The 17,364-nt window shown below is 40.4% G+C and carries 1 protein-coding gene; it reads right to left on the bottom strand.

Annotated elements, in window-relative coordinates; all coding sequences use genetic code 11:
• Positions 1 to 14: 14 nt before the first annotated feature.
• Positions 15 to 17,333, bottom strand: a complete 17,319-nt coding sequence (locus ACYCS5_RS27835; RefSeq protein WP_459760475.1) for a non-ribosomal peptide synthase/polyketide synthase — start codon at positions 17,331 to 17,333, stop codon at positions 15 to 17.
• Between the last annotated feature and the right edge of the window lie 31 nt (positions 17,334 to 17,364).

The following is a 17,364-nucleotide window of genomic DNA, read 5'->3' as shown; positions in this document are numbered from 1 at the left end:
AATACAAACTCTTTTTATTCGAAGTTATTCAATACGTCTTCAAACTCATCCATATTCAGATCGTCTACTGTAAAATCACTGAGTGTAGCTTCTGAATAGTCCATTTCTGCACAATGGGTTATTATGTTTACTAAATGCTTTTTAAAACTCACCGCTACCCCTTCAATAGTACTCTTCTCATACTCGCCCTGGTTGTAGCTAAAGTTTAATTCCAGCTTCCCGCCTTCTACAGTTCCGCCGTTAATATCAATACAATACTCACTTTTATAGTTTGGTCCTGTAGACTCTCCGGCAGGAATATCAGACACTCCAAATAAATTGTCTACATTATCCTGGTTGAATTGACCGAGGTAATTGAAGCTTATTTCAGGGTTTAGATTAAAATTTAAATCGGCTTTGTTTTCCGGCAAGGTAAGATATTTTAGTATGCCGTAACCTATCCCTTTGTTAGGTATCTGCCTGATGTTTTCTTTTACCGATTTGATCATGCGGGAAATATCGAGTTGTCCGCTGACATCTAACACCACGGGATACTGGGTGGTGAACCATCCCACGGTCCTGCTTATGTCAATGTCTTTAATGATTTCCTCCCTGCCGTGCCCCTCCAGACTGATCAGAACCTTATCATTTCCGGTCCATTCCCTCACTGCTAATCCCAAGGCGGTAAGCAATATGTCGTTTACTTCTGTGTTATAAGCATGGTTTACCCGCTTTAGCATCTTCTCAGTCTCTTCAATACTCAGCTCGATCTTGACGCTATTGTTATTCATATACCTTCTTTCTTCAATCTCTCGGTCTTTTGGAAGCGGTATTGTTTCAGTTTTTTCCAAATTGGTCCAGTAATTTATTTCTTTTAATAGTTCAGGGCTATTGGCATACTCATCAAGCCTCTGTGCCCAATCTTTGAAAGAGTCGGTCTTGTTGCTGAATTTTATTTCATCATTGTTTAGCGCCTGTCTGTATCCTATGTCCAAATCTTCCAGTATGATTCTCCACGATACCCCATCAACTACAAGGTGGTGAATAGCTATTAGCAGGTGGTCCCCTTCTTTAGTCTTAAACAGACCAACCTTAACTAAAGGACCGTTATACAAGTCCATGCTCCTCTGAATCCTCGACGCTTCCAGCTCTATTTTTTCCCGGTAATTATAGCTGTCCCTAAGGTCTACAATTTCCAATGAAAAATGTTCACCTTCAAGGTTTTTGTTGTATTGGAGTATATTTTGATCCTCTATTTTTACCACTGTTCTAAAAATATCGTGGTGCTCTACAAGCTTTGACAATACTTTTCGAATAATAGCTTCTTCAAATCCGTTACGCCCATATATCATTATTTCCTGATTAAAATGATGGATATCCTTGCTGTCTTGTTTATACAACCATCTTTGTATAGGTGTTATCGGTACTATGCCTTCTACCGGGCCTTGATGAATTCTTCGGCTTGTAGATTGTATATATTCGACGAGTTCCTCAATTACAGGATGTTTGAATAAGTCCCGCATTTCGAGCTTTAGCCCATGGACGTTAAGACGCGACATTACCTGTATGGCTTTTATTGAGTCTCCTCCAAGGCTGAAGAAATTATCTTTTACCCCGATGTTTTCAGTTTTTAGTACGTCTTCCCATACTTTGGCCAGTATTTCTTCTCTTTCGTTTCTAGGAACTACATGCTCTACTCCGGTATTAATATTCCCCTGTGGTTCAGGCAATGCTTTCCGATCAATTTTACCGTTGGCATTAAATGGCAGCTGTTCCAGCTGCATGAAATATGCTGGTACCATGTAGTCAGGTAGTTCGTTTAAGAGATGCTCCCTTAGCTCGGAAATGGTCAATTCATTTTCCCCTACAATATATGCACACAGGTACTTCTTCCCTTGCTGCTCTTCCTTTGCAATAACCACTGCTTCCTTAATAGCAGTGTGCTTCACCAGATGTGCTTCAATTTCTCCAAGCTCTATTCTAAAGCCTCTTATCTTTACCTGGTGGTCGATCCTGCCCATGAATTCGATGTTCCCATCAGGAAGCCGCCTTACTAAGTCCCCTGTGCGGTACACTTTTTCGCCGGGAATAAACGGGTTAGGTACAAATTTTTCTGCTGTCAGTTCAGGTCTATTCAAATAGCCCCTTGCAAGACCGCTTCCACCTATCACAAGTTCACCGGCCACTCCTACAGGAGTTAATTGGTTGTGCTTGTCCAGTATATAAAGGTATACATTCTGTAAAGCTTTCCCTATAGGTACTGTTATAAGTTCTTCTGCTATTTTCTTTGTTATACTGTAACCCGCTGCATATATCGTGGACTCTGTAGGCCCATAGATATTTTCCAGAGATGTGTTCTCTGAGACATCGAAAAGCTCATGGACAAGCTTTTTGGGCAGCGCTTCTCCAGCAGCAAAAATATACCTGAGAGTTGATGGCAGTTTTATACCATTATCTTTTAAAGTTTGTACCATTATATTCAGCATTGATGGTACAAAGTTTACATGGGTTATCTTATGCTTGTTTATTACCTCTACTAACTCCATAGCTTCCTTTTCCACACCTTGGCGTGATATTACAAGCTTTCCTCCGTTGAGGAACCAGCCAAATATCTCAGCTACGGATACGTCAAAGGTATAAGTTGTTTTAAATAGAAAAGCGTCTTCCGCTTTAAGCGGATACATGGCCTGGAGGGCTGTAATTATGTTTACAACGCTAGTATGCTCAATCATTCCACCTTTGGGCTTCCCTGTCGAACCTGATGTATAAATGACGTACGCAAGGTCCGAGGGTTTGTTTACATTTTCAAGCTTTGAGTTCTCTTCATTTAAATATTCTTCCTCCAGATATATAATATCCGCATCAATCTGCTTATTTTCCATAAAGGTCCTGGAGGTCAAAAGGATCTGGGAACCACTATCGTCCAACAAATACTTTATCCTTGTATCAGGATAATTAGGATCTATCGGCAGATACGCCCCTCCAGCTTTCAATATGGCAAATATCCCCACAATCATCTCAAATGAACGTTCGGCCATAATTCCTACAATACGGTCAGGCTTTACCCCTTTGTTCCTCAATACTCTGGCCAAATGATTTGCCTTTCCGTTCAATTCCCTGTAAGTCAAGTGCTTGTCTTCATATACCACAGCTATGTTGTCAGGTGTCCTTTCCACCTGCTCAGCAAACAGCTCATGTATGGTTTTGTCCTGCGGATAGTCTTTCTTAGTATCATTAAAGTCTATCAGCAACTGCTTTCTTTCTTCATGACTTAATATAATAAGCTTGTCAACTGACCCTTTGGGGTTATGGATAAACATATTTAAAATATTAATAAAATAGTCTATACACTTTTCTGCCTGTTTTCTTTCCAATACTTTGTCCGAGTAGATCAAGCTTATATTAAGATCATCGAATGTATTACTTACTGTAAAGTCAAGACTTGTATTGGTTGCTTCATATTCATCAACTGAAATTCTATCTTTAACATCACCGATTTCTTTGTTTATTATCTCGTTATATATATGAAAATCCACATAATTGAATATGGTATCAAATAAAGGATTTTCCTCTTTGTTTTCTTTTCCGCCCAGGATATTTATGATCTCAAATAAAGGCAGTCTTCCATAAAGCTTTAAGTTTATTAATTTCTTTTCTGCAACTTTTATCAATTCCTCCCATATAGCGATTTTATCAAAACACATTTTGACGGGAACCGTATTTAAGAAGCACCCCAGCATCTTATCTCCATCTTCGCATACAGGTCTGTTATTTTCTACCAAACCTACGACAAAGTCATCCTCGTATGAAAGCATATTGAGCATATAAGTGTATGCAGCAAAGCAAAGTGTCTTTAAGCTTACATCATATCTTCTGGCAGTACTTCTTAAATCACCTAAAAATTCCTGACTTAAATGACGTGTTACATGGTCTACTTTATAAGATTTTTTTGTTTTTCCATGAATATTTGCAGGCATATTCAACCTTTTATATTCACTTAATTCCTCTCTCCAATAATTAATTACTTCCTGGTTGTCCTTAATTGTCATTTGGTCTGCTATATAATCTTTATAGCTGCATTTAAGCCGTGTTGGTATATAATCTTTTTCTTGCTTAAGCTTAGAGTATAGGTTTGAAACTTCCGTAATCAATGAAGCAACACTCCAGCCATCCAGGATAGCATGGTGGAATATCAGAACCAGACAAATATGGTTTGCGTCAAGTTTGAATATTCTTATCCTCCAAAGGGGCTTTGATATATCAAACGGATTCGCTCTGTCATTTTCCAAATATTTGTTTATATACTCAACCTGCCCTGTCCTGCTAAAATTCATGATATCTATCTGCTCAATATCAAGACTACTGCCCTTGTAAACAATTTGCACAGGAGTTTCAAAATCCTCTAAATTAAAAACCGTCCTTAAAATATCATGTTTTGACGTCATTAGAAGCATCGCTTCTTTAAATGCTGGGAAATCAAAGTCTTTGTCATTCAGATGAAATGCAAATTGGTCATGATAAACTGCATTTTCATAGTCTTTTTTGGAATGATAAATCATACCCAGCTCTATGTGACTCATCGGATATATATCTTCCATGTCCGAAGGTAACTTTTCTGAGAGAGTTTCATTCATCAATATTCGCTGTTTAAATAACTCCAGTTCTTCCCTTGCTTTACCCATCTTACTGTTAAAAGCTTCCGTATCTTTTACTTTTAAGAATGCAGACAATCTCTCAATATCAGGATTCATGTATATATCCCTGATTTGGATGTTTATATCCAACTTTTTGCATATTGTGCTGACTAATGATATTGCACGTATAGAATCTCCGCCTATTTTAAAGAAGTTGTCCCTTATTCCTACCTGTTTTGCTCCAAGCACTTCCTGCCATATTTCAACCAGTTTCTCTTCCACTTCATTCCGCGGCGCTACATATTCTGTTCCCGTACTCATACTTCCGTCAGGCTCGGGCAATGCTTTCCTGTCTATTTTTCCATTAGGGGTCAATGGCAGCTTTTCCATCCGCACAAAGTAGGAAGGGATCATGTAGTCCGGGAGCTCTTTTGACAAGTGTTCCCTCATCCCCTGTACGGTTATTTCTTGATCCGGTACGACGTATCCACAAAGATACTTATTTCCGTCAGCTCCTTCTTTGTCCAATACCACCGCTTCTTTTATTGCTTCATGCTTTAATAACCGGTTCTCTATTTCACCCAGTTCTATCCTGTAGCCTCTTATCTTTACCTGATGGTCGATCCTGCCCAGATATTCTAGGTTGCCGTCAGGCAGCCACCTTGCCAGGTCACCTGTCCTGTACATCCTTTCACCCGGTGCGAATGGGTTTGCTGCGAATTTTTCTTCTGTAAGTTCCGGTCTGTTCAAGTACCCTCTTGCCAGTCCATCCCCTGCTATACATAGTTCTCCCGCTACTCCTATCGGCTGCAGGCCTTTTTCCTTACTCACAACATATAACTTAATGTTATCTATGGGCTTTCCTATTGGTACAAGCTCCAATTCTTCTTCCGTGGAGCAGCCAAAGTAGGATACATCTACTGTTGCTTCTGTTGGCCCGTACAGGTTATGCAGGCTTGTTCCTTTTTCTTTGTACAGCAGCTTGTTGAACTTTTCTACTTGCTTCAGGTTCAGTGCTTCTCCACTGGCAAATACCTGCTTTAAGCTTGCTATTTCCTCTATTATCCCCTTTTCTTCTACATACTCTAAAAATACACTCAACATGGATGGTACAAAGTGCATTGTGGTAACTTTATTTTTTTCGATTGCCTTCACGATTTCTTCCGGATTTTTTTCTCCTCCCGGTATCAGCAGGCAGACTTTGGCCCCAGTAAAGCTCCACCACAATAATTCCCATACCGATACGTCAAAGGTATAGGGAGTTTTCTGCAGGATCACATCACCTTCAGCTATCGGGTATTGCTTCTGCATCCAGTTGATCCGGTTGATTACGGAGTAGTTCTCTATCATTACCCCTTTGGGTTTGCCGGTAGAACCGGATGTATATATTACATAAGCCAAGTTTTCAGGTTTACTAATTAACTTTGGATTTGATACATCCCCAGTAAATAGTTCCTGATTTTCTATGCTAATAAATTCAGCATTTCTGTAACTACCTTTAGCATTTATAAATTTATCCTGTATCAGAATAATTTGGCTGCCACTGTCATCAAGCATAAACTGGATCCTGTCTTCAGGGTATTCAGGAGCTATGGGTAAATAAGCCCCCCCAGCTTTTAGGACAGCCATGATCCCTATGATCATTTCCGGGGAACGTTCTACCATAATTCCCACTACACTATCAGGTTTTATTCCCTTTTCTCTTAATTTTCTGGCCAGTTGGTTTGCCTTTTCGTTTAGCTCCCTATAAGTCAGCTGTTTATCTTCAAACACTACAGCAATATTATTGGGTGTCCGTTCCACCTGTTCCTCAAAAATCTGATGGATGGTCTTTTCCCGAGGGTATCCTGCTTTTGTATTATTAAATTCATATAATATTTGATGTTTTTCGTCTTGTGACAGCATATCAATTTCTAATAGCCTTTTTTCAGGAAAGGCTGCTGCCTCTTCCAATACATTAAGGTAATGGGCAATAAGCCTTATAACTGACTCTTTCTTAAACAACCTGGTAGCATACTCCAATTCAAATGCAATACCGTCCTCTGTTTCCTCAGCGTTTAAAGTCAAGTCAAACTTGGATATTCTTACTTCACTGTCATAGGGCATAAACCTTAGCCCATCCATCTTCACTTCTGATGCCTCGATATTTTGCAGTACAAACATAGTATCGAAAAGTGGATTTCTACCCAGATCCCTTTCCAGGTTAAGCTTATCTACCAGTTCTTCAAATTGGTAATCTTGGTTTTCGTAAGCCCTTAAGGAGTTTTCTCTTACTTCATTAAGGAAGTCCACAAAAGTCTTTCCACCTTGAGGGTGATTCCTCATGGCTAGCGTGTTTACAAACATACCAATAACGTCCTGAAGATCAGTATGCGGCCTTCCTGCAACGGGACTTCCAACTATAATATCTTCCTGTCCGGTGTACTTGGATAAAAGGACATTGTATGAAGCTAAAAGTACCATGTAGAGCGTGGCACCATTATTCACTGCAAGTTTGTTCAGTTTAACAGCAAGCTCCTTGCCTGCTTTGAAACTGATCACATCTCCCTCAAAACTCTGTATAGCTGGCCTAGGGTAGTCTAGCGGCATATTAAGCAAAGGAATTTCTCCTTTGAATACTTGGAGCCAGTATTCTTCCTGCTTACTAATTGTCCCATCAGCAAACAGCCTGTTCTGCCATACGGAAAAATCCTTGTACTGAATCTTAAGTTCCGGAAGTTCCTTACCTTCATACAGGCTCATAAATTCTCTTACCAGTATGTCGTCAGACACCCCGTCAGATATAATATGGTGCTTATCAAACATCATAATATATCTGTCTTCTCCAACTTTTATAAGCCCAACCCTAAGTAAAGGAGCCTCATCAAGGTCAAAGGTCCTAATAAATTCACTGGCTATTTTCGCAGCTCTTTCCTCATCGGTTTCCATATACATAACACTAAAATCCACATTGCTATGGACCTTTTGTACCGGTTTACCATCTATCATATGGAATGAGGTACGGAAAGACTCATGTCTGTCAACAAGCTCCCTAAAAGCCTGTTCAAAGCGCAGTTTATCGAGTTTGCCTTCAATTAGCATAATACCAGGCATGTTGTATGCCATCCCAACTGCGTCAAGCTGGTTTAGAATATACAGCCTTTTCTGGGCGGATGAAATTGGATAGTACTCCATCTCCCCAGCCGGCCCAATAGAATGAAATACACTCTCCTTTGCAATCTTGATGCACTCGGCAACTTCAGACATATTTGGGCTCTTAAATATTTCTTTAAGCGGTATGTTTACATTGAACTCTTTGTGAATCCTGGCAATAAGATTTGCTGCCCTTAAGGAATGTCCCCCCAGCTCAAAGAAATTGTCGTTTCTTCCCACTTTCTCTATACTAAGGATATCCTGCCACAACCCCGCAAGTTTCTCCTCCACTTCACCCAAGGGTGCGACATACTCTATTCCAGCATCGATATTGCCGTCAGGTTCGGGCAATGCCTTCCTATCTATTTTGCCATTGGGAGTCAGCGGCAGCTTTTTTAACTGCATAAAATAGGATGGTATCATATAGTCTGGAAGGTCCTTTAAGAGATGTCCCCTTAGTTCTGCTATTGTTAATTCATTTTCCCCTGCCACATAGGCACACAGATACTTGTTTCCCTTCTGATCTTCCCTTGCAATAACCACTGCTTCCTTTATTGAAACGTGCTTTAGCAGTTGTGCTTCTATTTCCCCCAGCTCTATTCTAAATCCCCTTATCTTTACCTGATGATCTACTCTTCCTAAAAATTCCATATTCCCATCAGACAGCCATCTGGCCAGATCCCCTGTACGATACATCCTTTCCCCTGGTATAAACGGGTTAGGTACAAATTTTTCAGCTGTCAGTTCGGGCCGGTTTAGATATCCCCTTGCAAGCCCTTCTCCCCCTATGCACAACTCACCCAAAACCCCTGTAGGCTGAGGTCTCAAGTGTTTGTCAACAACGTAGTATTTTATATTTTGCATTGGCTTTCCGATAGGTACACTCCCGGATTCCAAATAGCTTCCCAGTCTCTTTTCGTAATAACTGGAATCTATGGTGGACTCAGTAACCCCATAGCTATTAACAACCCGCAGTTTCTCTCCATACCAGGATTGTAATCTTTCATAATCTTCCACAGAGAGAGTATCTGATCCAAGTATAAGCAACTTGAGGCTATCAATAATCAAAGCATTATCATGGATATAATCCATAAGAGGAATAATCAGTGCCGGTGTGGATTCAAAGATGGTTATTTTATGGGTTTTAATAAGTGAATATAATCGTGCAGGATCGTATCTCTCCTCGGATGAACAAATAACCATTTGGCCTCCGTTGAGCAGCGTTCTCGAAACATCTCCCACAAATACATCAAAAGAAAAACTTGCGATTTGCAACAGCTTTACATCCATATCCGCAAGCCTATATTCCTTTTTCCATGCGTAAGATATGTTGACAAGACTTCTATGCTCTATCATGATCCCCTTTGGCTTTCCTGTGGTTCCTGATGTATAAATGACATATGCTAAATTACAAGATTTATTAATGACAGGAAGATTTTCTGTTCTCCCGTTGTAATTCACACAGTCATCAAAGCTTATAATATCAAGATCAAATTTAATTTTTTCTTTATGATGTTCTTGCGTAAGAATAATTCCAGCCAAGCTGTCATCGATCATATATCTGATTCGTTCTTCAGGATATTCGGTGTCTATGGGTAAATACGCGCCTCCTGCTTTAAATACAGCAATTACACCTATTATCATTTCTATGGACCGGTCTACCATTATAGCTACTACACTGTCAGGTTTTAATCCCTTGTCCCTTAAGATCCAAGCCAGTTGATTGGCCTTTTCATTAAGTTCTCCGTAAGTCAAGTATTTATCTTCAAATACTACTGCTATGTTATCAGGCGTCTTTTCCACTTGTTCTTCAAATAGCTCTTGTATGGTCTTATCCTTAGGATATTCTACTTTTGTATCATTGAAGCCATAGATTATTTGCTGTTTTTCCTCCTGGGACAACATATTTATTTCCGACAACCTTTTAAACGGATTTGCGGTTATCTCTTCCAACACGTTAAGGTAATGAGCCGCCAACCTTTTTATAGTCTCTTTTTTGAAAAGCCGAGTACAATATTCAAAGCTAAAAGCCATACCATCTTCACGCTCTATTGCATCAATGGATAGGTCAAATTTTGATATTCTATACTCTAGCCCGTTATTAAAAGGTCTGAAGCTTATACCAGGTACTGCAAATTCTACCTTAGAGGCATTTTGCATGGTAAACATAGTATCAAACAGTGGGTTTCTGCTCATGTCCCTCTTCAAGTTAAGCTTCTCAACCAGTTCTTCAAATTGGTAATCCTGATTGTCATAAGCCCTTAGAGCGTTTTCTCTTACTTCATTCAAGAATTCTACAAAGGTACTATCTCCCTTGGGGTAATTTCTCATAGCCAAGGTATTTACAAACATACCAAGGATATCCTGCAGGTCTGAATGTGGCCTTCCGGCTATAGGGCTTCCAACGATTATGTCTTCCTGTCCGGTGTGCTTAGACAGCAATATGTTGTATGCCGCGAGCAGTGTCATGTAAAGCGTAGCCCCATTATCCCTTGCAAGCTTGTTTAATTTATTCGTAAGCTCACTGCCTGCTTCAAAGCTAAAAAAATCCCCTTCAAAGCTTTGTATTACAGGCCTTGGATAGTCTAGCGGCATATTCAGTACAGGTATTTCTCCCTGGAATGCTTGGAGCCAGTATTCCTCCTGGCTGCTAATTCCGCCCTCATCAAACAGTTTATTCTGCCATACAGCGTAGTCCTTGTACTGTATCCGAAGTGCTGGAGGGTTGTTTCCTTCATAAAGATCCATAAACTCACGAATCAGTATGTCCATGGAGACACCATCGGATATAATGTGATGCATATCAAACATCATAAGATGCCTGTCTTCTCCCGTTTTTACAAGCTCTACCCTTAGCAGAGGAGCCTTGCCAAGATCAAAAGGTCTGGCAAATTCCCCAGCATACTCTGCGGCTTTTTCTTCGTTAGTTTCAAAGTACATCACGCTGAATTCCACATGGTCATGAACCTTCTGGACCGGGTTACCATCGATCATGTGGAACGATGTTCTAAGAGTCTCATGCCTTTTTACCAACTGCCTGAAGACTTCCTGGAAACGCGCTGTATCAATGCTTCCTTCCAGCAGCATAATACCAGGCATGTTGTATGCTGTCCCTGCCCCTTCAAGCTGGTTTAGTATATACAGCCTTCTTTGTGCAGATGACATAGGGTAGTATTCCATTTCTCCTGCCGGTTGGATTGACTGATATAGGCTCTCCTTTGAGTCTTTAATATATCTGGCAATTTCTAAGATGGTTGGTGTCTTGAATATTTCCTTAAGAGGTATGTCTACATTGAACTCTTTGTGAATTCTTGCTACAAGGCTTGTTGCCTTTAACGAGTGTCCCCCAAGCATAAAAAAGTTATCATTTCTTCCTACCTTCTCTATTCCAAGGATATCCCGCCACAACAGCGCAAGTTTCTCCTCTATTTCTCCCGAAGGTACTACGTATTCTACGCCGGTATTAACATTGCTATCGAGCACAGGCAATGCTTTCCTGTCTATTTTTCCATTAGGGGTCAATGGCAGCTTTTCCATCCGCACAAAGTAGGAAGGGATCATGTAGTCCGGGAGCTCTTTTGACAAGTGTTCCCTCATCCCCTGTACGGTTATTTCTTGATCCGGTACGACGTATCCACAAAGATACTTATTTCCGTCAGCTCCTTCTTTGTCCAATACCACCGCTTCTTTTATTGCTTCATGCTTTAATAACCGGTTCTCTATTTCACCCAGTTCTATCCTGTAGCCTCTTATCTTTACCTGATGGTCGATCCTGCCCAGATATTCTAGGTTGCCGTCAGGCAGCCACCTTGCCAGGTCACCTGTCCTGTACATCCTTTCACCCGGTGCGAATGGGTTTGCTGCGAATTTTTCTTCTGTAAGTTCCGGTCTGTTCAAGTACCCTCTTGCCAGTCCATCCCCTGCTATGCATAGTTCTCCCGCTACTCCTATCGGCTGCAGGCCCTTTTCCTTACTGACAACATACAACTTAATGTTATCTATGGGCTTTCCTATTGGTACAAGCTCCAATTCTTCTTCCGTAGAGCAGCCAAAGTAGGATACATCTACTGTTGCTTCTGTTGGTCCGTACAGGTTATGCAGGCTTGTTCCTTTTTCTTTGTACAGCAGCTTGTTGAACTTTTCTACTTGCTTCAGGTTCAGTGCTTCTCCACTGGCAAATACCTGCTTTAAGCTTGCTATTTCCTCTATTATCCCCTTTTCCTCTACATACTCTAAAAATACACTCAACATGGATGGTACAAAGTGCATTGTGGTAACTTTATTTTTTTCGATTGCCTTCACGATTTCTTCCGGATTTTTTTCTCCTCCCGGTATCAGCAGGCAGACTTTGGCCCCAGTAAAGCTCCACCACAATAATTCCCATACCGATACGTCAAAGGTATAGGGAGTTTTCTGCAGGATCACATCACCTTCAGCTATCGGGTATTGCTTCTGCATCCAGTTGATCCGGTTGATTACGGAGTAGTTCTCTATCATTACCCCTTTGGGTTTGCCGGTAGAACCGGATGTATATATTACATAAGCCAAGTTTTCAGGTTTACTAATTAACTTTGGATTTGATACATCCCCAGTAAATAGTTCCTGATTTTCTATGCTAATAAATTCAGCATTTCTGTAACTACCTTTAGCATTTATAAATTTATCCTGTATCAGAATAATTTGGCTGCCACTGTCATCAAGCATAAACTGGATCCTGTCTTCAGGGTATTCAGGAGCTATGGGTAAATAAGCCCCCCCAGCTTTTAGGACAGCCATGATCCCTATGATCATTTCCGGGGAACGTTCTACCATAATTCCCACTACACTATCAGGTTTTATTCCCTTTTCTCTTAATTTTCTGGCCAGTTGGTTTGCCTTTTCGTTTACTTCCTTATAAGTCAGCTGTTTATCTTCAAACACTACAGCAATATTATTGGGTGTCTTTTCTACCTGCTCTTCAAACAGTTGATGTATAGTCTTATCCTTAGGATACCGGACCTTTGTATCGTTAAAGTCATATAGTATTTTCTGCTTTTCTTCCTGTGAAAGCATATCAATTTCTGACAACCTTTTTCCAGGATAAACCGTTATCTCTTCCAGAACATTAAGGTAATGGGCTGCAAACCTTTCTACAGTCTCTTTCTTGAACAGCCTTGTGGCATATTCCAAATCAAATGCAATACCTTCCTGGGTTTCCCGAGCATTTAATGTCAAGTCAAATTTGGATATTCTAAATTCATTTGTATAGGGTATAAACTTAAGCCTATCTATCTTCAATTCTGATGAGCCGGTATTTTGCAATACAAACATAGTATCAAAAAGAGGATTCCTGCTCATATTCCTCTTTACATTAAGCTTTTCCACCAGTTCTTCAAACTGGTAGTCCTGATTTTCATAAGCCCTTATAGAGTTTTCCCTTACTTCCTTTAGAAACTCAGCAAAGGTCTTTTCTCCCTGGGGATAGTTCCTCATGGCTAAAGTATTTACAAACATACCTATTATGTCTTGTAAATCTGTATGAGGTCTTCCAGCTATAGGGCTTCCCACTATAATATCTTCCTGCCCCGTATACTTAGACAGCAGTATGTTGTATGAAGCAAGCAATGTCATGTAAAGAGTAGCCCCATTATCCCTTGCAAGCTTAATAAGTTTTCCCGTAAGCTCACTGCCTGCTTCAAAACGGATAAAACCTCCGTCAAAGCTTTGAACCGCAGGCCTTTGGTAATCTACTGGCATATTCAGCACAGGAATTTCTCCATTAAATTCCTGGAGCCAGTATTCCTCCTGCTTCTTTATTTTGTCCCCAGCAAATAGTTCCTTCTGCCAAACAGAATAGTCCTTGTACTGTATACGGAGGGAAGAAGGGTTATTTCCTCCATACATATCCATGAACTCATGTACCAGTATATCCATGGACGTACCGTCAGATATGATATGGTGCATGTCAAACATCATGACATGCTTGTCTTTTCCCGTTTTCACAAGGCCTACTCTTAGCAGCGGAGCAATTCCAAGATCAAACGGCTTTATAAATTCTTTTACGATTTCCCCCACTTTTTCTTCGTCAGATTCTAGATACACTACACTAAAACCCACAGGATCATTGATCTTCTGGACGGGTTCACCCTCTATGAAATGGAAAGATGTTCGAAGGGTCTCATGCCTATTTATAAGCTGTTGGAAGGTCTTCTGAAAAAGCTCCAGATCAATACTGCCTTCAACCAGCAAGCTGCCTGGCATATTGTATGCTGTCCCTGCTCCTTCAAATTGATTTAATATATACAGCCTTCTTTGGGCTGATGACATAGGGTAGTATTCCATCTCTTTAGCAGTTTGGATGGATTGATATATACTCTCCTTTGCTTCCTTCATATACCTTGCTATTTCCGCTATAATTGGAGCCTTAAATATTTCCTTAAGAGGCATGTCTATATTGAACTCTTTGTGAATTCTCGCTACAAGGCTTGTAGCCTTTAAAGAGTGTCCACCTAACATAAAGAAGTTGTCATTTCTTCCTATCTTCTTAATTCCAAGGATGTCTTGCCAAATCAGTGCAAGCTTCTCTTCAAATTCGCCTATAGGCGCTTCATACTCTATTCCCGTATTTATATTACCTTCGGGTTCAGGCAATGCCTTCCTGTCTATCTTGCCATTAGCTGTCAATGGCATTTTTTCAAGCTGCACAAAGTATGATGGTACCATGTATTCGGGCAGTTCTTTTAAGAGATGCTCCCTTAGTTCTGATATTGTCAGCTCATTTTCTCCCGCTATATATGCACACAGGTATTTACTGCCCTGATGGTCTTCCTTTGCAATCACCAAAGATTCCTCAATTGAAGGATGCTTTAGCAGTTGTGCTTCTATTTCACCAAGCTCTATCCTAAAGCCTCTTATCTTTACCTGGTGGTCTATTCTACCCAGGTATTCCATTTCTCCATCAGATAATAACCGGACCAGGTCTCCAGATCTATATAACCTCTCTTCCGGCTTGTACGGATTTTGAACGAACTTTTCCTTTGTAAGCACCGGTCTTCCAAGAAATCCTCTGCAAACTCCGTCTCCTCCTACACAAAGCTCTCCGGCTACTCCAATGGGAACAACTTTCATGTTCTTATCCATTACATATGTTGTAAGGGTTGGTATAGGCCTTCCTATGCTGCTCACATTAGATCTAATTTCTTCCTCTTCTATCTCTTTATATGTGACATGCACTGTTGTCTCGGTTATTCCATACATATTGATGAGTCTAGTCTGCGGGTACTTCTTTCTCCATTCCTTCAACAATGCAGGCTTTAATGCTTCCCCTCCGAATATGACATATCTTATCTTAAGTTCTTTTTCTTCATATGATACTTCTTCATTGGCTATATTATAGAAGGCTGAAGGTGTCTGATTTAATACGGTCACCTTCTCATTCCTTAGAAGTCTCAGATACTCTACATTGCTGCGTGCTGTCATTTTAGGAACTACCACCAATCTGCCCCCATATAACAACGCCCCGTACATCTCCCATACGGAAAAATCGAAACTCATAGAATGAAACATAGTCCATACATCATTTTCGTTAAAATCAAACTGCATTTTACTGTTAAATAACAGCCTTACTATGTTTCTATGCTCTATCATTGCCCCTTTGGGTTTACCTGTAGAGCCTGAGGTATATATTAAGTAAGCTAGATCGGAAGGTTTATTTACCTCCGATAAGTTATATTGTTCATCTGAATATTCCTGCTCATCTTCTAAATTTATTACTGTACCTATTGATGTATATTTGTCTATAAAATGTGATTGGGTCAACAGGATCACTGCCCGGCTGTCTTCCAGCATATGACTTATTCTTTCCTCAGGATAATCTGGATCTATGGGAAGATATGCCCCTCCTGCTTTTAATACCCCTAGGATTGCTACTATCATCTCAAGTGAGCGTTCTGCCAGAATACCTACGATACTGTCCGGTTTGACTCCTTTAGCCCTTAATACATGGGCCAACCCATTTGATTTTTTATTGAGTTCACTATATGTAAGCTTTTTACCCTCAAATACCACAGCTACATGATCAGGGTTCTTCTCTGCCTGCTCTTCAAAAAGCTGATGGATAGTCTTGTTTTTAGGATACTGTGCCTCTGTAGCGTTAAAGGTATATAGGATTTGCTGTTTTTCTTCCTGTAACAGTACATCAATTTCCCACAACCTTTTTTCAGGGCATGCCGTTATCTCTTCAAGAACGGAAATGTAATGGGTTCCAAACCTTTTTATTGTCTCCTTCTTAAACAGCCTGGTACAATATTCAAGGTTAAATGTTATACCTTCTTGACCCTCTACCACTTCAAGCATAAGGTCAAATTTTGCCTTTCTGCCTTCCAGCCAGTTGTTGTATTGTTTGAAGTTTATACCCGATGCTGCAAATTCTGTCTTGTTTGAAGTGCGCAGTGCAAACATAGTGTCAAAAAGAGGATTCCTGCTCATGTCCCTCATGAGATTAAGTTTTTCTACAAGTTCTTCAAACTGGTAGTTCTGATTTTCAAAAGCCAAAAACGCATTTTCCCTTACTTCCTGCAAGAATTGGACGAAGGTCTTTTCTCCCTCAGGATAGTTCCTTATGGCCAAGGTATTTATAAACATACCAATGATACCCTGCAGGTCAGCATGGGGCCTTCCGGCTACAGGACTTCCAACTATGATGTCTTCCTGTCCAGTGTATCTGGACAGGAGTACGTTATATGCAGCCATCAGTACCATGTATAAGGTAGCTCCATTATCTGTTGCAAGCTTATTTAGTTTGACTGAAAGTTCAGGGTTTATTTCAAAGCTTACAGCATCTCCTTCAAAACTTTGTACCGCCGGTCTTGGATAGTCAGTAGGCATATCCAGTACCGGTATATCACCCTTAAATGTCTGGAGCCAGTATTCTTCCTGCTTCTTTATTGAGTCTCCGGCAAACATCTCCTTCTGCCATACAGAAAAATCCTTGTACTGTATCCGTAGTGGCAAAAGGGTCTTCCCTTGGTACAAATCCAAAAACTCACTCATAAGTATATTGACTGATATACCATCTGATACTATGTGGTGCATGTCAAACATCATAACACGCCTGTCTTCGTTCGTTTTTACAAGTCCTACTCTCAGTAATGGAACTTGGCTAAGATCAAAGGGCGTTATGAATTCTTTGACTATTTCTGCTGCTTTTTCTTCATCCAGTTCCAGGTACGTAATACTGAAATCCACGTAATCATGAACCTTTTGTACTGGTTCACCCTCAACCATATGAAATGATGTGCGCAGAGCCTCATGTCTTTTTACTAGCTCCTTGAATGCCTGTTCGAAGCGTACTGCATCAATGTTTCCTTCCAGCAGTACGACGCCTGGCATGTTATATGCAGTACCTGCTCCTTCAAGCTCGTTTAGTATATACAGCCTTTTCTGGGCAGATGACATAGGGTAAAATTCCTGCTCTCTGGCAGAAGGTATTCCAGAAAAGGCATTTGGCGTATATTTTGAAACATCTTTTCCTTTTTCTTTTAGCATCGTCTCAAATAGCTTTCTTTTTTCTGGAGAAAGAGATTCTATTCTTTTCATCAAATTATCCATAACTTCGTCCCTCTTCTCTATTTCATCTCTT

Source organism: Paenibacillus sp. SEL3 (genome assembly GCF_054602585.1).
The sequence above is the reverse complement of the archived record's forward strand: the minus strand, read 5'-3'. Positions and strand labels throughout refer to the sequence as shown.

Bases quoted from the DNA above. Each gene is read 5' to 3' on its own strand.
- ACYCS5_RS27835 (WP_459760475.1), bottom strand. From the start codon at position 17,333: ATGGATAATTTGATGAAAAGAATAGAATCTCTTTCTCCAGAAAAAAGA.